Source organism: Bordetella sp. 15P40C-2, assembly GCF_009763235.1.
Taxonomy (GTDB): Bacteria; Pseudomonadota; Gammaproteobacteria; order Burkholderiales; family Burkholderiaceae_B; genus Bordetella_A.
The window spans coordinates 1-24,588 of sequence record NZ_WSJA01000032.1; the positions used below are offsets into that span (position 1 = coordinate 1).

Sequence of the window (24,588 nt, forward strand, 5' to 3'; positions counted from 1 at the left end):
GGATCTACAGGGCGATGGGACCATGAACCGGGGGGCGATCTCGACCACGGGGGACGTGGCCTATGGCCTGCTCGCGCAAAGCATCGGCGGAGGCGGCGGGCAGGGGGCCGACGGGTCAGCCAATACGGCCCAGTCCGGCAATTCCACGTCTAGTGTCACGCTGGGCGCGAGCGGCGCCACACCCAACGGGGGCTCCGGGGGTCAGATCACCACGGGCAATGGCAGCAGTGCCAGCGTGTTATCGGTAAACACCGCCGGATTCAATTCGCACGGTATCGTGCTGCAATCGATAGGCGGAGGAGGCGGCACCGCCAGTGTGGCCTCGCTAGACATTTCGGACGGTGGCGCTACGCCGAATTTCACCCTCACTCTGGGCGGCGGCGGCGGGGCCTACAACAGCGGCATCGCGTCACCCGTATCGAGCAGTTCTGGCGGGCCGATCGGCGTGGAAGCCTGGCTGAACGTGCATACCAGTGGCGAGCATGCATTCGGTCTGGTGGCACAGAGCATCGGCGGCGGCGGCGGCATCGTCGCCTCGGGCGCGGCAAGCAATGTCGCCCAGGTGGCCATCGGCGGCAGTCCCACGGGCCAGGGCCTGGCTGGCGACACGCTGAGCATCACGATCGGCAACTTCGGCAGTCAGGCCAATTCGCCTAATCCGGCCGTGATCGCGACGACCGGCACGGGCTCGCACGGCATCGTATTGCAATCCATAGGCGGTGGAGGCGGCATCGCCGGGTATACGGCAAACGGCGTTTTGACGCCCCAATGGAACGGCACGCCGCTCAAGGAACCGCGTGGCGGTGCGAGCACCGGCGGCGAAGTGGTACTGCAGTACACCGGCACGCTGAGTACCACCGGCGATGGCGCATTCGGCATCATCGCCCAATCGATCGCCGATGGCGGCGGGCTGGCCGGCGACAGCGTGGGCAGCTATGCGGGTTCGGCCTACGACCATACCGCAGCGGGCGCCGGGGGCAGCACGGCCGGCAACGTCTCGATCGGGCAAAATGGCAAACTCAGCGTGAGCGGCAACAACGCGTACGCGATCTTCGCTCAAAGCGACGGCAACATCAGCAACAACAATACCGTCAGCGTTCTCATCAACGGCGATGTGTCCGCGACGGCCCCGACGGGCGGCGGGGTATGGATCGACGGCACCGCGCAATCCAACACGGTCACCCTCTCCTCGGGCGCATCGCTATCGGCGCCGACCGCCATCAACAACACGGCTTTGCAACCGGTGGTTTTCACCAATCACGGCAGCGTGCAAGGCAACCAGTATCTGAACGGACGCAACGGGCCGGGCACACTGGAAAATCATGGTCAGGTCCTCAATGCAGACACCATCGATGGCCGGGTCAACAATCACGGCCAATTTCTGGTGGGTCAGTCCCAAGGCGCGGCGCGCACCCATATCACTGGGGACTTCAATCAAACCCCAAACGGCCTGCTGCAAATTGGGGCCGACTTCGTCGATCAAACAACCGACGTGCTGCGGGTCGATGGCCAGGCCACCCTCGGCGGCACCCTGAACATCCAGAGCAGCCGCCTGATGCCTGAACGGCCCGTGGTGTTCTTGGAGTCGACGTTGATCAATCCGGCCAGCACACCGCGCGGCGCATCGCCGCTGTTTGACTACAACACGACGTACGCACCTGGCCACGCCACCGTGGCACTGGGCGCCTCGCATTTCGATACGCTGGCGCGCGAATATGGCGCCGGCAGCAATCTGCGCGAACTAGGTGACCACCTGCAGGACATCTGGGCGCGCGGCAGCGACGAGCGCTTGGCGGAACTCTATGCGGGCTTCGATCGCGCCGCCCGGCAGGGTGCCTCGAGCTTCAACGACGCTTTGGCGAACCTGGCACCCGGCATTTCCGCGGCACCCGCCGCGCTGAAACAGGCGGACATGGCACGCTTTGCCAGCTCCATGCAAAGCTGCCCTCAGTTCCAAAGCGCCGACCTGCGACTGAGTGAGTCGCCTTGCGTGTGGGGCAACATCGCAACCCGCAGCACCCATGTCGACGGCAGCCATGGCACGTCATCGTTCGATGCCAGCGGCGTGACCTATCAGCTTGGCGTACAGCAACAGCTTGCGTCAAAGTGGTTCGTGGGCGTGTCGGCGGCATACGAGAACGGCCATATCCGTGCCGACGACGGCCGCCAAAAGCTCAGCGGTCACACCGCCTACCTGGGGGCGACGCTAAAACATGAATCCGGCCCCTGGACGATAGCGGGCACGCTGACCGGCAGTTATGCCAGCTACGACAGCAGCCGTCGCATCTCTTCGACCGCACACGGGGATCTCAGCGCGAAAAGCTCACCCGATGTGTTCTCGCTGGGGCAACGATTACGGGTGGCGTACACCCATGCGATGAACCAAGCCTATATCAAGCCCATGGTCGACGTGGATCTGATCTACACCCGAATGCCCTCGTATTCCGAGCAGGGCGCCGGCGCGTTGAATCTCCACTACGAATCCGCTGATAAATGGGCGGCGATACTGACTCCGGGCATCGAAATTGGCGGTCGCGTCGATCTGAACGGCAAACACGTGCTGCGACCGTATCTGCACGTCGGCCTGAGTTTGACCAGCACAGACCACTGGGACAGCTACGCCCGGCTCGAAGCCGCCCCGGACGGCAGCCGCGCGGCAAAGGCCACGCTGGAGTCAGGCCGCAGCTTCGGCCGAGTCACTGCCGGGATGCAGATATTCGGAGGCGAGGCGTTCGATGTGCGCCTGCAGTATGACGGGCTGTATTCAAGCCGTGTGCAAAGTCATGGAGGATCGTTGAAAGTGAGCTGGCGATATTAGAACGACAGCAAACGGCAGGTTCTGCAAGTCTGCTTTTGACCGTCCACCGAAAAAACTTCCTTACGCCATTGTCTGATTGACGGCAGTGTCAAGCGCGCAGCACGCGTTTTCGATACGCCATCATTCTCAACGCTAAGGAACTATTAATGTCGCACATTGATCGCGCGCTTGCGATGTCGGCCTCCGGCACAACGGGAGTGCTTGATTTCTCGGACACGAACGCTGACGACCAGCATATTCATTCGCTTTTAATCGCCGCCATCAGCTCGGATGACTTGGAGACGTTCAAAACGCTGTTAGCCGATCCCGCTGTAAACATTGCCGGGCATCGCTTCGATGGCGATCAAAATTGTCTGCATCTGGCGATCAAAAGCGGTGCCAATTCCATCGCACTGTATCTGCTCACCGAACTATCTCGCGATTCCGTGAATCAGCTGCTAAGCAGCAGGGACGCAGACCGCCACACGCCTCTCATGCATGCGGTGCAGATCCAAAGCCCTGACCGGGTATTAATTCCTGCTTTGCTCGAAGCAGGGGTACAAGAGGGTCTGTCCGACGCATTACTACTCGCCGCAAAATCAGGTCGTCCCCGACTGGTCGCAACACTCATGACAGCCGGCGCGCGTGACGAAGGCTTCCAAGCGCTCGAGCATGCCGCTAAAAACGGGTACACGGCCACAATCAAAGTGCTGGTTAAAGCTGACGCCCTGCAGTTCACACATAAGGTGCTGATTAAGAAAAGTCTCGCTCAAGAAGTCCTTGCATGGATGAATACGGGCAAGTATGGCGACGCCCTCGCCAGCGCACTCATCTACGCCGTTTCGCATGGCCATGAAGACACGGCAAAGGTGCTGACTGACGCGCACAGCAGCCCCTCGGCCGCACTGGCAATGGTCCTAAGTCAGCTCGACATGGACGTTGCTGCGAGAGGCAAAGCGGTGACATATCTCTTGTCTCAGGGAGCGACAGCTTCCCAAGCGTTAGATTACTCGCTTAAGACCAAAACATTTTTTAGTTTGCCGACGCTAGTCTTGCTGGGATTGGACGATACAGCGCGGCTCTCGTGGGCATTGAGCAACGACCCTCAGCAGTTGCAACATCTACTCCGGAGTGGTGCGAAGTACGACCCACTGCTAATAACACTAGCGAAAAAAAATGCGACCCATGCACTCGAAAAGTTTCGCCGCATGATATCGGCATTGCGTTTAGGACCCACGGAAGCGGGGATACTATATTTCGCTCGTCACAACAATCTCGCCGCTTTGGAAGCCTTGGCGCCTCTGGCGGGTCGCTTCAGATCTTGGCAAAGTTTGGCCGAGAGCGGCGCCGTAGAGGCCATATCCGTTCTCCTTCGCCTGAAGTTGCTCGATGACGACGACGGTCTTCGGTCCTTCGTGCGCAACCTTCATCTAAGCGCCCTAAGAACAGCGATTCGCGCAGGTTGTAGGGCCGAAGGCATCCTACTTATAGTCTCTGCGGCCGATCGTTTTCCGCAAAAAAAGGAGTTTTTAGAGCTCTGCCGGCAGCGGATGAAACTGTTGCTCATCGCAGGGGCGAACGCTGCCCCTCTGTCCGACTCGCTCAGGGTACAGCTTGAGGAAGAAATCCACCTGCAGCGCCAACGCTACGCGAGCCTGTCATCCACCGAAAGACATGAGCAGCTATCCGAAGCGGCGTCGCAAGGACAAGTGTTGGACATCGCGCTGCTGCTCGAACGGGAGACAGATCCCCTCGCAGTGATGAAAGGGATGTCAACAACGGAGCTGCATTCCAGCATATACCATTTGATCAGAGGGGGCATGGACCCGTTCGAGATGCTTATCCGGTGTTTGAAAGCAAATGACATCGAGTTCGCCGTGGCTCTTAAAACAGCAATAATGGCGCAAACCGAATTGTCGTCACACACCGCTGAGGATTTGACGACACGGTTGCTAATTCGAGCGCTGGACGATCCCGAGCTGTCCATCACAACGATAATTCCAGCCCTGTCTAGTGGTGCAGACGCGCTCGTCCATTTCGCCCTCAGCATGGATGAGGCTGCTGCCCGGAAACTCTTGACTGCAGGGGCGGACGGCCCTGGCGCGTTGTTCTGGCTCTTACGGCGTAGTTGCGTTGCGGCGGCGAGAAAATTATTGGCCTGGGGAGTAGATCGTCATCAGACACTTAGATTGACGTTCCAGCCAGATCTCGCCCCGGCCAATAACCTGGCTGAAATCCGAGAGCGGCTGCTTCTAGTTGGCGCGGACAGGTCCGTGGCCTTGTGGCAAGCATTGGAGCGATCGGATAAAGCGGCTGCAGTAGGCCTTGTCGAGGCAGACCCATCGGTAGGCAAGGAGGTGGCATTGCGCTTGCTGCGGGACAAAACGCTAACCGACGACATCAGGGATAGCCGGTTGCGTTTCCTGCACATGGCCGGTTTTGACGCCGATGAAGTGTTAGAGACCTTGGCCAGAAATAATGAGGATGCTGGCGCACTAAAGCTTCTTGTCGCTTCGGGGAAACATCCAACTCTCCTTGGCGCACCCCCGGGTGTCTAGATCTTGCGCCTTCATTGTCGCCGGGGAAATCCCGATCCTGGTCATACGTAGCGCTATGTGGATGAAGTTGCCAAAGCAACCCTACGTACCGAACAAGGGCACAGGCGTCAGGTTGGGGCATTCGAACCCCAACCGCATCATTCTGGTGACGACCGCGCCTTTCGTTGGTGCAGCGATAGGCCGCGCATACTGCTACAGCCGCCAGGCACGCGGGGGGTGATTGCTCTACAAAAAAAGTTAAGCCGAATCCAAAAATTTTAATGTTGTCAGGGTATCCCGCTTATCTCATCATCGTCCTCACTTACTGGAGGTTCGATCGTGAAGATAACACCCAATAGCACAGGGTTTGGCGCGGAAGTCACGGACTGCCCGGCCGGCTTAAAAGTGACGGACGATGAGCTGAGTCAGCTCGTGCGCGCCTGGACGGATCATTCGATTCTATGTTTCCGCGGCGTGGACATGACGCCCGCCGAACATATCGCGTTCAGCCGGCGTCTGGGCGAGTTGCATATCATGACGCCCCTGAAATTTAACCTGGATGGTTATCCCGAGGTGTTCGTCGTCTCGAACGCCAGCAAGGCCGATCCATCCAAGCCGGTTGCGGGCAATGCGGAAGGCGACGCCGGTCTGCGCCGCGCTGGCGAAGGCTTTCACACTGATGGCGAAGATAAAGCCATCCCCAATACTGGCTCTTTTCTCTACGCACGGCAGGTTCCGCCCGAGCGCGGCGACACGCTATTCGTCGATATGTATGCCGCGTACGAAGCATTGCCCGAGAGTATCAAGACACTCATCGCCGGACGGCGCGCGCGTTACAGCCGCATCGACTTACACGCTACCCACTATCCCTTGATGGCGCCGCTCACTGACGAAGAGAAACTCGCCCGTCCGGATGTCTACCATCCGTTGGCGCGCAAGCACCCGGTCAGCGGCCGCACCTCGCTCTACATTGGTCGCTGGGCCTGCGACGTAGAGGGGTTACCTGCCGAAGAAGGGCAGGCATTGGTCAAGTTCCTCCAGGACTTCGCCAAACAACCTCGGTTCATTTACACGCATAAATGGAACGTTGGCGACGCTGTGCTTTGGGATAATCGCTGCACCCAACACTGCGCGACCGGCTTCGACGACACGAAGTACGTCAGGACCATGCACAGAACCACGCTGGAGGGGGAACTCCCCATCATGGCAAGGTCGAGCGCAGGCATATCGTCGGCGATGCTAAATGAATATTCGATTTCTTGAAACGGCACTTTGGCTGGCGAAGCTAAAGAGCATCAAAGCGACTGCGGAAAAGCTCTGCTTGACCCAGGCCGCTGTCTCCAGCCGAATCGCCAACCTCGAGCAGGATCTTGGCGCTTGCCTTTTCACTCGCGGAGGCGACGGCTTCGAACCGACCTCCGCGGGGCTCACGTTCCTGGAACATGCCCAGCGCATTGTCAACGCTCACCAGTCGCTGCGCGCTTGCATGCTGGACTCGAGCAAACTGTCCGGCTCGTTGCGCATCGGCATGACGAGCACCTTGATCCCGACCATTCTTCCCGGGCTCGTGGACACGTTGCGTAGAGGCTACCCCGGCATCTCGATCAGTCTCAAAACCGAACTGACCGAAAAATTGCTGAAGGAACTGGAGATCGGACGAGTCGATCTGGTGCTGGGTGCGGACAATGAAGCCGTGCATGAGCGCTTCGAATTGGTACCGCTGTGTTCCTTCGCGATGATCTTCGTGGCCAGTCCGAAGTTGGGCATCGACTTGATCGACGCCATGCCAGAGGACCTCGCCAGATATCCCATCATCGGATATCCGCCCGGCACCCGATCGCAGGCCAGGCTCGACAGATACTTTGAAGGCTGCGGCATCCGGCCTCAGATCATTCATGTCTCTCAAGCCGTTCCGACCAATCTGCAGCTTGCCACCTCGGGAATCGGTGTGGCAGCGGTCCCGGAAGCCATCGTCCTGCGCGAGCTTGCGACGGGCGAACTCGTGCCGATCAAACTAAAACACCCCTTCGTTTCGGTGAACTACCAGGCCGTCTTCCTGCGCGATCAAGGCCAAGGCCTGGCCAGAGCAGTCGCCGCCCTGGCGCGCGACGTCGCGGCAACGTATTGCGAATCCGTCGACAAGCGGATCGCGTGGCAATAAAGAGAACCTCTAATGAAAATATCCGTAATCCAGATGAACTCCGTTTCCGACAAGGCGGCCAACCTCGCCCTGGCGGAGCGGCTGACGCGTGCCGCCGTCATGCAAGACGCGCCGGACATGGTCGTCTTTCCCGAACACTTTGATTGGGCAGGCGGCAGCGTAGCCGACAAGGTCGCGGCTGGCGAAGCGCACGCCGACGGTCCCGCCTATCGGCTATGCGCACGCATGGCCACTGAATACGGCATCTATGTGCATTCCGGCAGCTTCTATGAAAAAGTTCCTGGAGAAGACCGCGTGTACAACACCACCGTGGTCTTCGACCCGCACGGGAAAGAAATCGCGCGCTATCGCAAGATTCACATGTTCGACATCTTTACGCCCGACGGCCTTCGGTATGGAGAATCTGACGCCGTCGCGGCAGGCTCGGAAGTCAGCACGGTCGACGTAGGTGACTTCCGTCTGGGCCTTGCGATCTGCTATGACCTGCGGTTTCCGGAGCTATTCCAACGCCTGGCCGGCATGGGCGCCAATGTCATTGTTTTGCCTGCGGCATTCACGCTGCAAACCGGCAAGGATCACTGGGAAGTGCTATGCCGCGCTCGCGCCATCGAGACGCAGTCCTATGTCGTGGCCTGCGGCTCGCACGGCCCGTTCACCCAGAATGGCGAGACGCGATACACCTACGGCCACTCAATGATCGTCGATCCCTGGGGCCACGTGATTGCCAAATGCTCCGACGGCGACGGCTTCGTCACCGCGCGCCTGGACACCGGGCTGATCAATCAAGTTCGCAAACAAATTCCCTTAGCTAAACACAAGGTGCTGCAGTGAAAAAGTTCGATCTCAATCCTATGCCAGCCCCGCTGGACTCGAAATACGTCGACCTGCTTTCCGAAGTCGAAACCGCGACGGTCGGACACTTTCGTCACTGGGGCTTTATGGCCCCCGATATCAAGCCGATCAACCACTCGCGCAAGATCATCGGCACTGCGGTGACCTTGTCGCTGCCGGGACAAGACTCGACCTTGCTGCATCACGCCTTGAGTCTGCTACGTCCGGGGGACATTCTGGTCATCGATCGCCTCGGCGACCAGAAACACGCGTGCCTGGGCGGCGGAGTGGCGCTAGGCGCCGTGCTCGCCGGCGCACACGGTGCAATCATCGACGGCATGTGCACCGACCCATCCGAACTCGAAGCCTACAACTTCCCCGTATGGGCACGCGGCGTGTCGCCCATCACCACTCGCATCTACAACATCGGTGGCCAACTGAACAAACCAGTGGCCTGCGGCGGGGCGATCGTCAACCCCGGCGACATCATCCTGGCAGATGAAAACGGCGTGCTCGTGCTGCCGCCCGATGAAGTCGCGGACGTGTCCAGAATGGCGCTGGAAAAACAAGCTCGCGGCAACTCGAACGGCGAACGGATGCGTGGCGGCGAGCGCCTCGGCGACCTGTCGGGCGCCAGCAAATACGTTTTAGAACAAGCTTAACAAGCACTCTTCAAGGGGAAAACGCATGAGACTATGCAAGCTTATTGCCTCCGGTATTGCCTCGGGTTATCTGGCTTTAATGGCTACCGTCGCGCACGCGGCATGGCCAGAACGGCCGGTCAAAATCGTAGTGCCATTCCCACCTGGGAACTCTTCCGATGTCTCAATGCGTTTGCTAGCCGAACTTCTGGCGCCCCGTTTAGGGCAGGCAGTCGTTGTCGAGAACAAAGTCGGTGCAGGCGGCACGATCGGCACGGGTTTCGCCGCCAAACAGCCCGCGGACGGCTACACCTTGGCCATGGGATCGACAGGCCCTCTGTCGATCGGCCCGTGGCTGCGTCCAGATTCCATGACCTACGATCCGCTCAAAGATCTCGAGCCCATCGCCGCGGTAGCCTGGGCGCCGCAAGTCATGGTGGTGCGTACCGACGAACCCTACGACACGATCAACGGGCTAATCGAACAGACGAAAAAAAGCGGCAATCCCTTGACCTATGGGACCCCCGGAGTCGGCACGACGCCTCACCTGGTGATCTCGAAGTTCCTGCATGATGCCGGGATTCAGGGCCAACATATCCCCTACAAAGGAGGCATGCAAAGCCTGGCGGATCTCGTCGGTGGTCAGGTCAATTTCATGTCCGACAACGTACCGGTTTTCAGTGCGGCCCTGGACGGCAAGCGCGTCAAACCCATCGGAGTGACCTCTGCGCAACGCATTCCCACGCTGCCCGACGTGCCCACCCTCGCCGAACAAGGCTTGAAAGATTTCAGCATGCAAGGCTGGATCCTGCTCATGGCGCCTACCGGCGTGCCTGCCGACGTAAAAAAGCGCCTGGAAACGGAGGTCGCAGCGGTCATGCAGGATAAAAACATGCAGGACCGTCTGTTGGGCTTCGGTCTGGTCCCGATGAACATGCCCCAATCGGAGATCCCGGCTTTCCTCAAAGACGAATCGCAAAAGTGGAAAGAGGTCGTCGATATTTCCGGCGCCAAAAACTAACGCATCTCGTCATGCGCCCGGTTGCAACGAGCAGCCGGGTTGCAGGCGCTTGAACCGGCACCGATGGCTCTTTTACACCGCGCTTTAATGCAGTGACTATCCGCGGTTAGGCCGCTGAGTTCGATACGCCAGTGTCATAAGGCGGTGCCCGACGACAGAAATCGGACGCACGCAGCCATTGTTCAAACTCCGTGGGCGACAACGGCTTGGAGAACAAATAGCCTTGAACCACCGGATAGCCCTGCTCGCGCAAAGTCTCCAGTTGCGCCGTGGTCTCGACTCCCTCCGCGATGACGGTCAGGCTCAGGCTTTCTCCGATGCCGAGAATGGCGGCACTCAGGTTTCGCGCCGCCGCGTCATGGGCAAGGTCGGCTACGAATGACTGGTCTAGTTTGAGTTCACTGATGGGCAAACTGCGCAGATAACTCAGGCTGGAATAGCCAGAGCCGAAGTCGTCCAGAGACAATCTCACACCATACTCGCTCAAGGCCTCAATGGTCTTGAGGACGGCCGGATTGGCTTCCAACAGCAGGCTTTCGGTCAGTTCGAGGGTCAGACTCGATGGGGGCAACGCATTCAAGGAAAGCGTATCCGCAATCAAGGCGGGCAGGTGCAGGTTATGAAAATTGAGGGGAGACATGTTCACGGCGACAGTCGGGACCTCCACTCCGGCATCTCGCCATTGCCGCATCTGCGCACAGGCCGTTTTCATTGCCCAGTGTCCCAAGATACCGATCAAGCCGGTTTCCTCGGCCGATGGAATGAAGCGTTCTGGGGATATGTCACCGAGCAAAGGGTGGCGCCACCGGGCCAAGGCTTCCACGCCATACAAACGGCCGGTCACGATGTCGGCCTGAGGCTGGTAATGCAGATGTAGTGTCCCGTCGTCCCCCACCAGAGCCTGCCGTAGCGCCTGTTCCAATCCCAATCGCTCTTTGGCCAGCGAATTCATTTCCTTACTGAAAAACTGAAACGACCGCGGCCGGCCTTTTTCGCCTGATACATGGCCATGTCGGCCCGGTGTATCAGCGTCTCGATATCGTGACCATCCTGAGGATAGACTGCCACGCCGATGCTCGCGGAGACGTCAACCGCCGTGTCTTTCAGATGCAAGGGCTGCATCAGGGTCGATTGCACGCGTTCGATCAACAGACCAATGTGCTCGCAATCCGTATGAGGCAGCACCATGACGAATTCGTCGCCCGACAGCCGTCCGGCAATACCTGCATGGCGCAGCAAACCTTTTATGCGGTCCGCTACGGCACATAACAACGCGTCTCCTCCCGAGTGCCCCAACGAATCATTGACATGCTTGAAGCGGTCCAGATCGATAAACAGCACTGCGGCGCTTTGCGACTCGCTGTGCTGTTGCTGCAGCAACTGATCGGCGCTGGCCTGCAGCAGGCTGCGATTAGGCAAGCCCGTGAGCGCGTCATAGTAGGCCAAGTGACGGATACGCAAGCGGGTTTGTTCGCGCTCCATCGCCAATGCACACAGGTAGATACAAGCCTGCACAAGCTGTTGGTGAAACGCCGAGGCAACATGCGGCCCGCTCTCGCGGTAATAGAACGCGAACGTGCCCAGCACTTTGCTGTCTTTATTCATTATGGGCGTGGACCAGCATGACCGATAACCCAGCGGAAGGATCAAATGTTTGTAATCCGCCCAGAGTGGGTCGGTCGCGATATCCGTGACCAGCACCGGTTCTTTACGCCACGCGGCGGTCCCGCATGAACCGACACTTGGACCGATGACCACGCCATCGAGTTGCGAGGAATAGGAGAACGGCAAGCTCGGACTGGCCAGTGGATGAAGCACGCCTTCATCATCGACCTGCAAAATACTGGCGCTGATTTCGGGCGCGATTTGTTCGACTTCCTCGCAAACCATCTCCAGCACTTCAATGAGCGGCAGATCGCGCGCCATGGCTTCGAGGACGCGGTTGTTTAATACCTCGTAAATCTTGGTTCGGGTGATATCCAGCAGCACCGATATGGTGTACAGCCATTCACCCTCCGGGTCCATCACCGGGTTGCAAACCAGATTGCACCAGTGGCGGCGCCCCTCTTTGCTGATAATTAGCTCATCGACTTTAACGGAACGTCCCGCGAGCAGTTCCTTGCGGATGCTGGCAAAAAATTCTTCTGATGCCTGCCGGGCGAGCAACGTAGGGCCGTGTTGGCCACGAACCTCGTCCAGCGTCCATCCGAACATTCGGCTGAATCCGCTGTTGTGATAAACCACCAGCCCCTGAGCGTCGGTAATAAGAACTGCCGCATCAGTGGTATCCGCCATGGAGGACAACTGCCGCAGATGCTCTTGGCCGCTCGGAACCAGGTTGTCACTGTGGGGGGGGGTCGAATGACATCGCTGATTCGATCGGAAGTCGGGTGTTACAGACTATAGCTGACCCGCAAAATAATTTCCGAATTGCCGTGCTCAGGAGCAGGGGGCCCGGACCGATTTCCTGCTATCTTTATCGCCAACTCTGTGGGTGAGGGATGGACAGCGACGTTTACGTCTGGTCGCGCCTGTTCGTACCGCGCCGTCCAGAGTCCTAGAACATGCACGCGCTGGATGTCTACGAGACATACCAGCCTATGAAAAAATTCATTCAAGGGAACAACCGATGTTACGCATGACGACCCAGGCCTTGGTATTGGCGTGTATTGCTACTCTGCATGGCTGCGCAACGCACGCGCCCACGACAAAGCCTATCGCAAGTCAAACCATTACTACTATCAATGGTGAACCCCTGCCGGGCCAAATGGCGCGGTTGGTGGGCTCCACGAAGATGCTCGACACGATAGACGTAAACGGCCAGCGCATAGTCGTTGAAAAGGGGGTGCGCAAAGCCGGCACGCGCGTGGCTATCCATGTACATGAATTCGGTGGCCACACCTGCGTCCTATCCGGTGAGATTACCGGGTTCATGGAAGGTCATGCTCCCCGCAAATGGCCCACCGGCTCCTGCTATTACATGCCGCCCAATGTGCCGATGGCGGCGGCGAATCTGGGGACTGAGGACGCGCTGCTGATAGACACTTTCATACTGCCCCCCGGCAAACCCACCATCACCATTCTGGAGCCGGGGTTTCCGGATCGTTAAGAGCCCCGGGCATATTGACCTCTCTGGAATAAAAGCTCAGAAATCAAGTCCGACTGCCTAAGGTGTCACATTGATGGAAATTAATCTGCCGGATGTCATAGCCGAGGTTCGCGAGCAATTCGAGCGCTATGAAAGCGCGTTGACGAGTAATGATGTCGCGGTGCTCGACGAATTGTTCTGGAACAGTCCCCACACCCTGCGCTACGGGGCCGGCGAGAATCTATACGGCTATGACCAGATCAAGGCGTTTCGCGCGGCCCGTCCCTCAAAGGGCCTCGACCGCGAGGTGATGAAAAGCGTCATCACAACATACGGCAAAGATTTCGCTACCTGCAATATGGAATTCAAACGCGCGGGTGTCCCTGGGACCGGACGGCAGAGTCAGACTTGGGTGCGCACACCCGAAGGGTGGCGGGTGTGCGCCGCGCATGTCAGTCAAATGGCCTGACCTTTGCCATCCCGTCTACGAGCGCGCCACAAACCGAACAGCGCCAGCAAACCGGGACCGATAATTAAGGCCCAGATAATGATGCTGAGATGTTCTTTGACCCATGGCAGGTTGCCGAAGAAATATCCCAACAAGGTCAAACCGACCACCCATAGCAAAGCGCCCGTCACGTTGTAGAAAGTGAACTTGCTGCGCGACATCTCGGAGATTCCGGCTACAAAGGGCGCGAAGGTGCGGATGAAAGGCATAAAGCGGGCGATCAGGATAGTGATGCCACCGTAACGCTCGTAGTACGCATGCGCTTGGTTAAACGCAGTTTTGCTGAAAAAGCGCGATTCTTCCCAACGGAATACTTTCGGGCCGAAGTAGCGCCCGAGACTGTAGTTCACTTGGTCACCCGCAATGGCAGCCACCAGCAACAGCGCGATGGCGACGGGTAACTCCAAAAGCCCCGCCCCGGCGAGTGTACCGACCACAAAAAGCAGCGAATCGCCGGGCAGAAAGGGCATCACCACCAAGCCCGTTTCCACGAACACGATTAAAAACAGCAAGGCGTACACCCAAGCACCGTAGTTGGCGATCAAGGCTTGCAGGTGTTGATCGACGTGCAGGATAAAGTCCACCAGGGTCCATATATATTCCAACCCAGACTCCCAAAATCGCAAAAGCCTAGGATAGCGGATTCAGAAGACTTCTAGCAGCCACGGCGCGTAGACTTCAGGATCAACGATAAAAAGGTGGCGTAAGCTAACGACGCGGCGACAGTTATTCCTCGAAAAAGACGGAATCTGTCGCTTCACTCCGCCAAATCGTCATAGCTTTAATCTTTCTTTTAAACTGCTCGGCCTGTAGTGGTATTGTCGTTATTCTAATAATCCGCCCCGGACAGGGTATCGGTTAGATTGAAGGAAGATTTGCATGTGTACTCGAGTGCTTTGGGGAGACGCCAATGGTGCGGTGCTTGTGGGCCGCAACATGGATTATCACCGTGACCTTGCAACGAACCTATGGAAACTGCCGCGCGGTATTAAGCGCGATGACGGCGTGAACGGTGCCCTGAGCTGGACGGCACGTTATGGCAGTGTCGCCATTACCGCCTTGGACATGATGACCGTCGATGGCCTCAACGAGGCAGGTTTATCCGGTCATATTCTGTGGTTGGCCGAATCGGTCTATGGCGAGTATGACGCTTCGCGCCCCGTCCTCAGCCAGGCCATTTGGCTGCAATATTTTCTTGATAACTATGCGAGCGTCGCGGAAGCCGTAGCTTGGGTAAAAGAAAACCACACGCAAGTTTTCCAACTCGTCGATCCCGCCAGTGGGGAAGTACCGGCTATACATCTGGCGCTCGACGATGCCAGTGGCGACTCTGCGATTTTTGAGTACATCGACGGTGAACTCAGGATTCACCATTCGCCTGACCATCAGGTAATGACCAACTCGCCACCCTACGATCAGCAACTTGAAATGCTGAAGCAGGTGCAAGGATTCGGTGGCACTCTGTCATTGCCGGGCAGCACGCTGGCTTCCGATAGATTTGCCCGAGCGGCTTATTACGTTAACCGCCTCGCCCAGCCCAAATCCCAGGTTGAGGCTATTGCCGCGATGTTTAGCGTGATGCGCAACGTGGCGCAGCCGTTCAGAGTGCCCGATCCTGGCAAACCCGATGCTTCGCAGACCATCTGGCAATCCGTGGCCGACCTAACCCGCCGTCGTTTGGTATTCGAGTCTACGACCCGCCCGAACATCATCTGGGTGGATCTGGATGGTCTGAATTTCGCTGCAGACTCGGGCGAAAGCAAGATTGATCTGGGAAGCCAGCTGGCTGTTGAAGGCGGCTTGGCCGGCGATGTCACCGACAAGTTCACCCCCGCCAGCGGCCTGAAGTTTCTGGATCTGACCATGCTCAAGCAGCTCAAGGCCAGGGCTGCCGCGAAAGCCTGAGCACAGGATTTGTTGGTTGGTTAGCCGTCGCCATGGGTGACGGCTAACCCATCGACGTCCATTAACGAGACGCTGGCGACAGATCAGCGTCCGTCCCAAAGCGGCCTATCTGTTTTTGAGAGCTCGGCGATCTACAGCGAGTACGAAGACAGAAAGCACCAATAGCGTGGCAATCACAATGCCGCTCACGGCAGTAAAGGACGATTCAAATGCATGCATTGCGCGGGCCAGCATCGCCTGCGATTCGTTGTGCTTCATGGCGTATGCCAGCGCTTCGTCAAGGCTACTTCCCGCCATAGCATCAATCCCGTTGTTGCGGACATCTGCCACATACACAGCCGTCATTAGTGAACCAAAAACGGTCACACCGAATCCGCCCCCAAACTCGTAAGCAACCCCTTCGACAGACCCCGCCATTCCTGCACGTTCCTCAGAAACATTGCTCATTACCAGTGTGCTTGAAGCAGTAAGACTGGAGCCTATCCCGATACCACAAAGCGCCAGGAACGCTATTGGGAAAACGGTGTTTGAATCTCCATACACTAGATAACCCACCATACCCGTTGCACACATAGCCAGCCCCGCAGCTATGACACGCGGTAATCCTATCCGGCCGATCAGAGCCCCAGCTAATGGGCCTGCAATGAATGAGCCCAGAGAAATGGGAAGCACAAACGCGCCTGCTTCCAATGGAGTTTTACCTAAGACCAACTGCAGACGCTGGCTCAGTACTAACTCAAAGCCAATGAGCGTCATAGACGCAACAAGTGCGATCAAGATCCCAGTCGCTATCGGCGCAGCAGAAAGCAGTTTGAAATCAATCAAAGGCCGATCCAGTTTTAGTTGGCGACGAACAAAGAAGGTTAGGGTAAAAATGCCTAAGATCAAAGTGCTCCAAGCTAATAGCGCATGGCTATCTGGCTTGGCAAATTCCTTAATGCCATACGCCAAAGCGACGATCCCGAGCATGCTTTGCCAGCAACTGCGGAAGTCGATGGGGATGCTGGGGTCACCTGCCTTATAAGGTACTAGAAACCAAGCCAGAACAGTACCAACCGCAATGATTGGGACATTGATGAGGAACACGGATCCCCACCAAAAATGTTCCAGCAAAGCGCCTCCTAGCAGTGGCCCTACAGCGGCTCCACCTGAAGCAACAGAAGCCCAAATACCTATGGCAAAAGCCAGTTCTTTTGGGTCCTGAAACGTGGTACGGACGATAGCAATCGTTGAGGGCATCATGGCCGCGCCGCCAACAGCAAGCAATGCACGCGCTGCAATCAACACATTCGCACTTGGTGCAAAGGCAGCTATCAATGAAGCCAATCCAAACATCAGCATGCCGAAGATAAAAACGCGCCGATGGCCTAAGCGGTCACCCAGCGCACCCATGGCTGGCATCAGCCCAGCCATGACCAAGGAATAAGCATTGAGAATCCACAGCTTTTCTGATGCGGTGGTGTGCAAAGCTTGGGCAAGACTTGGCAACGCGGTATAGAGAACCGTCATGTCGATGACGACTAGAAACAAGGCGGTTGACACCACTGCGAGTGTCAACCAACGAGCTTGTGACTTCATGAGAAAAACCTTGGAGAATATATACAAACTCAAACTACTTAAACGAAAAAAGGGCCATCGCAAAAGCGCCCCCCTCAAACACTGCTGTCGTAATACCGGCCAACTTACCCTAAGAAACTTGGCCACCTCGAGCTCTTATAAGCTCAGCGTTCACGATGCAGCTGTCGACCCTTGGCAGCCGTTAGTGACGAGAAAGCTGTTCGACATCGTAAAAATGATTTAAGTCGTTTGTCGTTGCTAATCTGATTTTTGGCAATGAAACTCGCTCATACAAGTCGCCATACCTGCGGCGATTTCGAGGAGTAACCACGGCGATGTGATGAAGCATCTGCCATTTGACAGTGTCTCGCCCACCAGCGAGTCCGCCTCGCCTGTCACGCTCGAACCAAGTACGACGCAAGTAGCGCCATAGGCTAGTCGATGTTGGTACGTCCAATAGAATAAAACCGGTTGCCCTGGACAGACGCTGGGCCAAAGTACTTGTGTAATTGCCGTCCATCACCCACTGCTCCTGCATTATCGCCTCGTCATGTAACTGACGGAATTCCTGTGCGGGCCGGGGAACCCAATCACTATAGGGGATGTGAAAAAGCTGGTCGAGATGAATGACGGGCAGACCGCGCTTGCGCGCAATCGCGTCCGCCAGGGTGGACTTGCCGCTGTTGGATGGCCCAAGAATGCAGATGCGAGGACCTAAATCATTCAATATTGGCATAGAGGGACATTGTGGCACTGCGGAAGGCATTGAGTGTCCTCATCCGGCCGATAACCGCCTCTCAAACGTTGTCGTGCGACCACAGTAAAAAGGGCCATCGCAAAAACGACAGCCCTCAACACACTATTTACAGACAGTAGAAACCTCTTCCCGCAGTGCAAAGAGGGTTCACTCCGCAGATCCGCTCGGTGTAGGATCTGGCAGTAGCTTGTTTCGGTTAGTAAAGCGGGGGGATATGCAGAGTCGTGTGACAGGCAGGTCGGGGATTTTTTGGCGGATCACTGTATGGGTGGTGCTGGTTCTTCTGGCTTGTTATACGAGAGCCGGGCTGGCTGCTGGGGCAAGTTCACCAGGCACTGCGCATGCGTTGCTGGTGGGGGTGTCCGATTATCCCTTTCTAGACCCAGGCGCCCAGTTGTTGGGGCCGCGCAATGATGTCGCTTTGTGGCGCGATTACCTGACCCGGTCCAGACCCGATGTCTCTCTTACCGTCCTGGCTGATGGCGTCAAAGATGCCGGGCTGCCTACCAGACAGGCAATCATGCAGGAGCTTGAACGCATTGCCGGCGAGGCCCGCGATGGGGATTTTGTATTCCTGATGTTTGCCGGTCATGGTGCACAACAGCCTGCGTCCCAGGCATCCATACGAGATGAGCCGGATGGTCTCGATGAGATTTTTTTACCACGCGATGCCAGAGGCTGGGATTCAGCACGGGCGGTGGTCGAAAATGCGATTGTGGACACCGAGTTCAAGCAGGCAATCGACAAAATTCGCGCCAAGAAGGCGTTTGTCTGGGCAGTATTTGACACCTGTCACTCGGCAACCATGACCCGTGCGGTCAGGCCATCAGCCGTGCGATACCGCCAGGTTTCGGCGCAGCAACTCGGTATACCGCCTGACGTGATGCAAGCAGCCCGCACACGATCCGTCGGCTCAGTGGCTGACCGTTCTGGTCAGCGATCCGAGGGCCAGCCACAACCTGAACGCGTCGAGCCTGCCGGCGATCTGGTGGCCTTTTACGCGGCGCAGAGCCATCAGGAAACGCCTGAATTCGCCCTTCCGCCGGGTGCGCCCGATGCGCGTGAACATGGCGTCTTCAGCTTTACGTTGCTGCAAGCGCTTGAGCAAGCGCCAGATGCTTCTTATACCGAATTGATCGAACGTGTCATGCAGCGGTTTCAGGCTACTGCCGGGGCGACGGCCGTGCCAATGATCGAAGGCACAGCGTTATCTGCTCGAGTGTGGGGAGGTCAGCAGAATCAGGCGACACCGTGGCGCGTCAGCCGTAAAGGCGATCATATGACCCTGTCCGCAGGCCTCATGCATGACCAGACGCCGGGTTCGACATTGAAGCTGTATCAAACGCCAGGAGCCCAGGACGAAGACGTGCTGGCGACCGTTGTCGTCAGTCAGGCCAGAGCCGTTGATGCCGACGTCAAATTGCTGCAAACCGACGGCCAGGCGGTCGAGGTCAACCGTTTGCCAGAGGTCATGTACGCACGTGCGTGGCAGACGCAAGTCGACTGGCGGCTCAAAGTGGCCTTGCAGCATGGTGGCAACAGCGGGTGCGAGCCTGCAACTCCCGCGCTGGAATCTGCCTTGAACAAACTCCGTCAACAAGACGCTCTGGCTAAAAGAGTGCAGTGGCTGACTTCTGAATCCGCTGGAGTGGATCTATGGCTGTGCTTGCGCGCAGATCGTCTGGAGCTACTTGACGCGGACGCAACGGTGGATGTTCCTGCACCTGCGATCGCCTTGCAGTCATCAGACGCAGATAAGGTTGCAGATACGATCGCAGATGCCTTGCTCAAGGCGTCCCGTGTACTCAGTGTGCTCCGAGTGGCTCAAGCAACGGGCATGGGCAAGGCGCTTGATGTCAAAGCCTGGGTACGGCGGCCCCAGCCCGGCGAGCCTGCTTGCGATGAGCTCACGCAACCTGCGCCGCGGCAGGGCAGCCAAGCCTACGAGCCGGGTTCTCAGATGGAGCTTCGCGAGGGCGACTGCCTGAGCCTCATTGTTCACAATACCAGCACGTCCGCCGTGGATCTGACGATCATGCTGGTGCACTCTGGTTTCGGAATGACTGCGCTCTGGCCTGATTCCCCGCAGATGTTCAATCCCAGAATCGAGGCCGGTGCGAAGGTGGCAATTGGCGAGTACGAAGCTTTGTCCGACAGCCTTGGGCGCGAAAGACTGCTGGTGCTGGGCTTGCCCGTAGTACAGCCTTCCCAGCCCATTAGTCTGGCGTTTCTGGCACAGGACAACCTTGATACTTCGGTGCGAACGCGAGGCCAGCAAGATCCGTTTACGGCGCTCATGATGGATGCAGGTTTTGGGAATGTGGCGACTCGCAGTCTCAGACCGGCCCGGCAAGGCGGGCAGCCTATGTCGGCGCAGGTGTTCAGCTTCCGGGTTCAGCCTAAGTAACAGCGGAAAAGGAACTGAGCAATGATGGTCGCCAAGTTGTTCAGCATGGTCTGTATCTTGATGGGTCTATGGGTCAGTTTGCCAGTCAAAGCAAGCGACATCGTGGTCCAGACAGCTGAGCAGTCAGGAGGGTTAGGCGGTGCAAGTGCGATGGCAGTCGCTGCCGATGCAGTGACTGTGGCCATGGGTGACGCCAGCGGAAACGTCAGTTTCTGGGATCTGTCGCGACGTCAGCGCCTGGGTCAGATTGGTGCGGTGCGAGACGAACCCAATGGGGTGCAGGAACTGCAATGGGTTGCGGGGCGATCCAGCATACTGGTGGTCTCAGCTCAAAAATTCGCAATCTGGAACCGGGTCTCCGGTCAGCCTGTGTTTGAGCAACCGCGTGCAATCCTCTTCGGTCAAGAAGGGCTGGTAGATCTGGCCGCAAGCAGCAATAGCCACTGGATTGCCATGAGCTCTTGGTCAGAGGCGGCTTTGCTTGATACCGCGTCTGAACAGGAGAACCGACTTAAGGCGATACCTCGAGGGGCAGGGGCACGGCTTGCACTCGATGATCAGGGTCAGTTCCTTGCTGTGTTTGGCCACGATGGGTTACGCATGCTGGCACTTCCCAAGCTCGACACCCTGTGGGAGGTGCCCGATACCCCTCCGTTCGAGCCGGGTCAGTTGCGATTCTCACCCGATCAAAAATCGCTGCTTGTGATGTCTGGCCGCACCCGTTCAGCGCCGTCGTCTTTGTTCTCTGTGCGGTCGGGGAAACGCACGATCCTTCCCGACAACATACGCCAGTGGCAGTTTCTCGAGGATGGACGTCTGCTGGGTCTCGATGAAAATGGTTGCTGGCACATCTGGTCCGAGGAAAACGGATTAAGCCCGTCTAGCGCGGCCTGTCGCTACGATGCATCGCCAAAGTTTGCGGTGCTCAAAGACGGCGCGGTACTTGCTGCGCGCAGGATTTTTGATGCGGAAACCGGTGCGGTGATCGGCGAGTTGCCGGTCAATCCGAGGCAGTATGAGCTTGCAGAGATCGATGAAGCCAAGGGAGAGGTGATCATCGCAGTCTCACCGGCCCTCACAGACCCTGACCTGATGGCCTGGCGAGACCGTGCGCCCGCCAGACGGTATCTCGGACAAGGCCTGTATCGATGGGATCTCGCAACCGGGCAGCAAACGCCGCTGCCCTATGACCAGTGGCTGGCATGGATCGGGCAACGCTGGCCATCGTGGTGCGAACCGGCTCACGATCCGTCTGTGAGCTATCGCTGGCTTTCCGAGGAAGGGGAGTTGTGGCTTGGACTGACCGACAGAATCGTGCGCTGCGCTAACGGCAAAGTGCAGACCGTTGTACAAGGATTAAGTTCGCCTGTGAACTGGTTGCGTGCAAGAAGCCCTGCGGGTGGATCCGGGTCGAGTGACGCATCGACGCCGGCGCTTTTGTTCGCCACCGACACTGAAGGTGCCTTGTTCATTTACAGTCTTCCCGACGGACAGCAACTGCAAAGGCAGCGCGCCAACCCTCAGTCTCCTACTCTAGGTGCGGGTTCCGGCCCTGCCGCCTGGTTAAGCATGTTGCTCGATGTGACCTTCACGGATGCAGATTCGCTTTGGTTTGTCAGGCGTGACGGTGTGCTCGATGCGACCGGGCAAAGTGTGTTTGACGGTTGGATAGAGAGTCATGATCGGTTAGGCAATGATCTGGTGCTGGGGACGGACCAAGGCATTGTTGTCATTGACCTGCAGACGCGCAAGGTACGGCAGACGCTTGAGACGAATGGTGTGGCACCGGTTGCGATCAGGCAGAGAGACAAGCGCATTTATGCAATGATGCCGGACTCAGCGCTGCGTATTTACGATCGCGCCACCGGCGACTGGATTGTCAGCGCTTACCGTATCGGAGAGCACGGCAGCGCATTGATCGCACCAGATGGTCTGTACGCGGCGTCACGCACTGCCGTAAGTGCGCTGACGCGCGTGGATGCAACTGGGCTGCAAGAGTTCTCAGGATTCGATCTGGAGCGCAACCGTCCGGATCAGGTTCTGGCCAGACTCGGGTATGCCTCTGCCGCCTATCTGGATGCCATGTCTAAGCTCCATGAGCAGCGGGTGCGTCGCCTGGCGCTGCAGGGTACTGTCAACGTAGAGGGAGAACCCCTCGCCTGGGCCCGGCAGCCTTCGCTGCAAACACAGAGTCCGGCTTACACACTGTCGATAAAAGTCCCACAGGATGGTCGTCTGCATGTCGCGTTGTCGGGTGTCTCTGTGACGCCACGCGAGGGCTTGCAGGTCAGCGCTGGAAACGTCGAGGTTCCCGTGACCCTGGTGCCGGGGGACAACCGCGTCACAGTGACCTTGGAGACCTCCACATCGGTAAGCTCCTCGCCACTGGCGGCTTTCGTGCATCTATCCCAGCCCGATCAGACACCGACGACTTATCTTTTGGGCGTTGGGGTCTCAACCTATCTGCAGTCGCAGTACGACCTGCGTTATGCGGCCAAAGATATCCGGGACGTCGCCGACTTCTTCGAGAAAACACTTGGGCATACCCTTAAAACACATCTGTTGATTGACGCTGCGGCAACTCAGGACAATGTTTTACAAGCAAGCAGGTTTTTAGCGCAGGCTCGCCCGACCGATCGGGTGATTCTATATTTCGCGGGCCATGGTTTGTTGTCCGCTAGCGGGCAGTATTACTTTGCGCCTACGGATATGGATTTTTCCGATCCCGAACGCAAGGGCTTGAGTTTCGCGCAGATAGAAGGTCTGCTCGATGCGACACCGGCCCGAGCGCGCCTGTTAATGCTCGACAGCTGCCACGCCGGCCAGAATGATGAGGCTAAAGTCGGACTCGAACCGCAGCCGCTAGTCCTGGTGGCGAGTCAGTCGTCACCGCATCAGGTAAGTGCGCGTGGGCTGCGGCGTGTCAGCACAGTCCCGCCAAGTGCGCCCGATCTTCGCCGACCTTTACTGGAAGATGTTTTTGTTGATCTGCAGATGGGTAGTGGTGCTCACATCATTGCCGCGGCGGGTGCAGAAGAATTTGCTCTGGAGTCGCCCCAGTGGTCCAACGGCGTGTTTACGGCAGCCGTCCTGGAAGGGTTGGGGTCGCGTGCCGCTGATACGGATCTGGATCGGCGTATTCATGTGGACGAGTTGCGCCAGTATGTCGCCAACCGCGTCGCCGAGTTGACGCAAGGACGTCAGTTGCCCACAGCGCGAGCAGTTAATCACGAAATGCCCATCGTTCTTGCTCAGGCCAGTGATCCCAGCCCAGGGGTCGACGCGATTGCCGATGTACGGGTTCGCGACGGGTTCGGCAGCGCCCTGGCGTACGATCCGACAGGACGTTTTCTCGTGATTGCGGATGGCCAGTCCATCATTCGCCTGGATCTTCAGAATGGGCAGCGGCAAGTATTACCCCTTTCCTTGTCGCGGGTCGACTCGGTCGTGATCGGGCCCGAGGCGCGTTACGCCGTCACCTCGGGGCTGGTTTCTTCGGACAGGAAGCGCCACTGGATCGACTTTGAGAGGTTTTCTGTCGCCCCGTTTGACGAGATCGGGATAGCACCCACACTATCTCGCCCCGAATTGACGGCGGCTTTTACCGGCGACGGGCAATGGTTTGTCATTGAGGGGGGCTTTCCCGAACGCGGACTACTGGTAATTCCGAGCTCTGATCCCCGGCAGTGGCGCCGCGAGGACATAAAACTTCAGGGATTTGTCGATGCGATTGCAGGTTTAGCGCAATCGCAGGTGCGCCTGGTCGATGAGTATGGAGAGGTCGTGGAGTTGAACGTTGCCTCCGGACAGATACTAAATCGCTGGAAGCTTTCCACACCGCACGGCGAACAGGCTCAGTTTGACGTCATGGCAAAGGTGGCTCTGGGGACCAATGGGCGCTACTTCAGCCGGACATATCAAGTCGGGCCTGCTGATTCAAACTCGAAACGCCTGCTGGGTGTATGGGATCTTGAGAAAAAGGCCTGGCTGTTTGATCGCCCTCTGGGCAAGAATAATGCCTTGATATCGTCGTCACAAGCGAAATCCGGGGAACTCGAGTCTTATCTGAATCCGGCTTTGCTCGCCATGCAGATCGCCGCAACACCGAGACTTGCCATGCTCGATGGTGCCAGTATTCGCATGGTCGATTTGCAAAACGCCCTTGATATCGACTGGGCTTATCGGGGTAATGTTCTGACGACGCTGCCTTGGGCGTTTGCGCCAGATGGGGAGCGTCTTGCCGCGCTCGATGGACAGGGCCAGCTCCTGTCCTGGAAACTCATGCCAGTATCTGACGTCGGGCAGACGAGGCTGTCAACTCAGCTGCGTCAATAGTGTTACATGAAGAGGTGTTGTGGATTTATAGTACGGGCTCTGT

General features: G+C 57.7%; 17 protein-coding genes. 12 read left to right on the forward strand and 5 right to left on the reverse strand.

Annotated elements, in window-relative coordinates:
* The 7 genes from GOQ25_RS14150 to GOQ25_RS14180 all read left to right on the forward strand — a co-directional run.
* A partial coding sequence (locus GOQ25_RS14150; protein WP_160351130.1) for an autotransporter domain-containing protein occupies positions 1–2,818 on the forward strand: 2,818 nt, incomplete at its 5' end.
* A 146-nt stretch (positions 2,819–2,964) separates the two neighbouring features.
* A complete protein-coding gene (locus GOQ25_RS14155) occupies positions 2,965–5,355 on the forward strand; it encodes an ankyrin repeat domain-containing protein (RefSeq protein WP_160351131.1) in 2,391 nt (796 codons plus the stop codon).
* Positions 5,356–5,673: 318 nt separating this feature from the next.
* Positions 5,674–6,597 (forward strand): TauD/TfdA family dioxygenase, encoded by a 924-nt coding sequence (locus tag GOQ25_RS14160; protein ID WP_160351132.1) that lies wholly within the window; start codon positions 5,674–5,676, stop codon positions 6,595–6,597.
* Positions 6,578–7,495 carry a LysR family transcriptional regulator gene (locus GOQ25_RS14165; RefSeq protein ID WP_160351133.1) on the forward strand — a complete coding sequence of 306 codons (918 nt, stop codon included), beginning with the start codon at positions 6,578–6,580 and terminating at the stop codon, positions 7,493–7,495. Before GOQ25_RS14160 ends, GOQ25_RS14165 begins: the two co-directional genes overlap by 20 nt.
* 12 nt (positions 7,496–7,507) lie before the next feature.
* Positions 7,508–8,326 carry a carbon-nitrogen hydrolase family protein gene (locus GOQ25_RS14170; RefSeq protein ID WP_006220099.1) on the forward strand — a complete coding sequence of 273 codons (819 nt, stop codon included), beginning with the start codon at positions 7,508–7,510 and terminating at the stop codon, positions 8,324–8,326.
* Complete coding sequence (locus GOQ25_RS14175; RefSeq protein ID WP_370519955.1) at positions 8,323–8,988, forward strand: RraA family protein; 666 nt, start codon at positions 8,323–8,325, stop codon at positions 8,986–8,988. The genes GOQ25_RS14170 and GOQ25_RS14175 overlap by 4 nt, the downstream gene beginning before the upstream one ends.
* Positions 8,989–9,013: 25 nt before the next feature.
* Complete coding sequence (locus tag GOQ25_RS14180; RefSeq protein WP_160351134.1) at positions 9,014–9,988, forward strand: tripartite tricarboxylate transporter substrate binding protein; 975 nt, start codon at positions 9,014–9,016, stop codon at positions 9,986–9,988.
* 106 nt (positions 9,989–10,094) lie between these two features.
* On the opposite strand, the gene GOQ25_RS19555 is transcribed toward GOQ25_RS14180, so the two are convergent.
* Complete coding sequence (locus GOQ25_RS19555) at positions 10,095–10,940, reverse strand: bifunctional diguanylate cyclase/phosphodiesterase (RefSeq protein WP_236844578.1); 846 nt, start codon at positions 10,938–10,940, stop codon at positions 10,095–10,097.
* Positions 10,937–12,283: a diguanylate cyclase domain-containing protein gene (locus tag GOQ25_RS19560; protein WP_236844579.1), complete on the reverse strand. Its 1,347-nt coding sequence runs from the start codon at positions 12,281–12,283 to the stop codon at positions 10,937–10,939. The genes GOQ25_RS19555 and GOQ25_RS19560 overlap by 4 nt, the downstream gene beginning before the upstream one ends.
* Positions 12,284–12,626: 343 nt before the next feature.
* Between GOQ25_RS19560 and GOQ25_RS14190 the strand changes: the two genes are divergently transcribed.
* Together GOQ25_RS14190 and hpxZ are read left to right on the forward strand one after the other, a co-directional pair.
* Positions 12,627–13,097: a cupin domain-containing protein gene (locus GOQ25_RS14190; RefSeq protein ID WP_160351135.1), complete on the forward strand. Its 471-nt coding sequence runs from the start codon at positions 12,627–12,629 to the stop codon at positions 13,095–13,097.
* Between the two features lie 73 nt (positions 13,098–13,170).
* Positions 13,171–13,545, forward strand: a complete 375-nt coding sequence (hpxZ, locus tag GOQ25_RS14195; protein WP_160351136.1) for an oxalurate catabolism protein HpxZ — start codon at positions 13,171–13,173, stop codon at positions 13,543–13,545.
* Here hpxZ and GOQ25_RS14200 read toward each other — a convergent pair.
* Positions 13,533–14,189, reverse strand: coding sequence for a DedA family protein (locus GOQ25_RS14200; protein WP_160351137.1), 657 nt, complete (start codon positions 14,187–14,189; stop codon positions 13,533–13,535). The genes hpxZ and GOQ25_RS14200 overlap by 13 nt on opposite strands.
* A 274-nt stretch (positions 14,190–14,463) precedes the next feature.
* Here GOQ25_RS14200 and GOQ25_RS14205 point away from each other — a divergent pair, with 274 nt between their 5' ends.
* Positions 14,464–15,489, forward strand: a complete 1,026-nt coding sequence (locus GOQ25_RS14205) for a linear amide C-N hydrolase (RefSeq protein ID WP_160351138.1) — start codon at positions 14,464–14,466, stop codon at positions 15,487–15,489.
* Between the two features lie 105 nt (positions 15,490–15,594).
* Here the strand turns inward: GOQ25_RS14205 and GOQ25_RS14210 are convergent, their stop codons facing one another.
* Together GOQ25_RS14210 and GOQ25_RS14215 are read right to left on the reverse strand one after the other, a co-directional pair.
* Positions 15,595–17,067 carry an MFS transporter gene (locus GOQ25_RS14210; RefSeq protein WP_160351139.1) on the reverse strand — a complete coding sequence of 491 codons (1,473 nt, stop codon included), beginning with the start codon at positions 17,065–17,067 and terminating at the stop codon, positions 15,595–15,597.
* A 181-nt stretch (positions 17,068–17,248) separates the two neighbouring features.
* Positions 17,249–17,812, reverse strand: a complete 564-nt coding sequence (locus tag GOQ25_RS14215; RefSeq protein ID WP_236844580.1) for an AAA family ATPase — start codon at positions 17,810–17,812, stop codon at positions 17,249–17,251.
* A gap of 259 nt (positions 17,813–18,071) precedes the next feature.
* On the opposite strand from GOQ25_RS14215, the gene GOQ25_RS14220 reads away from it, so the two are divergent.
* Entirely contained in the window at positions 18,072–20,210 is a 2,139-nt protein-coding gene (locus GOQ25_RS14220; protein WP_160351140.1) for a caspase family protein, read from the forward strand.
* A gap of 21 nt (positions 20,211–20,231) precedes the next feature.
* A complete protein-coding gene (locus GOQ25_RS14225; RefSeq protein ID WP_160351141.1) occupies positions 20,232–24,545 on the forward strand; it encodes a caspase family protein in 4,314 nt (1,437 codons plus the stop codon).
* Positions 24,546–24,588: the final 43 nt, after the last annotated feature.

What these genes read in the sequence shown, in the direction of transcription:
- GOQ25_RS14165 (WP_160351133.1), top strand. Translation starts at nt 6,578, where the DNA reads ATGAATATTCGATTTCTTGAAACGGCACTTTGGCTGGCGAAGCTAAAG.
- GOQ25_RS14210 (WP_160351139.1), bottom strand. Translation starts at nt 17,067, where the DNA reads ATGAAGTCACAAGCTCGTTGGTTGACACTCGCAGTGGTGTCAACCGCC.
- hpxZ (WP_160351136.1), top strand. Translation starts at nt 13,171, where the DNA reads ATGGAAATTAATCTGCCGGATGTCATAGCCGAGGTTCGCGAGCAATTC.
- GOQ25_RS14215 (WP_236844580.1), bottom strand. Translation starts at nt 17,812, where the DNA reads ATGCCTTCCGCAGTGCCACAATGTCCCTCTATGCCAATATTGAATGAT.
- GOQ25_RS14155 (WP_160351131.1), top strand. Translation starts at nt 2,965, where the DNA reads ATGTCGCACATTGATCGCGCGCTTGCGATGTCGGCCTCCGGCACAACG.
- GOQ25_RS19560 (WP_236844579.1), bottom strand. Translation starts at nt 12,283, where the DNA reads ATGGCGGATACCACTGATGCGGCAGTTCTTATTACCGACGCTCAGGGG.
- GOQ25_RS14190 (WP_160351135.1), top strand. Translation starts at nt 12,627, where the DNA reads ATGACGACCCAGGCCTTGGTATTGGCGTGTATTGCTACTCTGCATGGC.
- GOQ25_RS19555 (WP_236844578.1), bottom strand. Translation starts at nt 10,940, where the DNA reads ATGAATTCGCTGGCCAAAGAGCGATTGGGATTGGAACAGGCGCTACGG.
- GOQ25_RS14180 (WP_160351134.1), top strand. Translation starts at nt 9,014, where the DNA reads ATGAGACTATGCAAGCTTATTGCCTCCGGTATTGCCTCGGGTTATCTG.
- GOQ25_RS14205 (WP_160351138.1), top strand. Translation starts at nt 14,464, where the DNA reads ATGTGTACTCGAGTGCTTTGGGGAGACGCCAATGGTGCGGTGCTTGTG.
- GOQ25_RS14170 (WP_006220099.1), top strand. Translation starts at nt 7,508, where the DNA reads ATGAAAATATCCGTAATCCAGATGAACTCCGTTTCCGACAAGGCGGCC.
- GOQ25_RS14225 (WP_160351141.1), top strand. Translation starts at nt 20,232, where the DNA reads ATGATGGTCGCCAAGTTGTTCAGCATGGTCTGTATCTTGATGGGTCTA.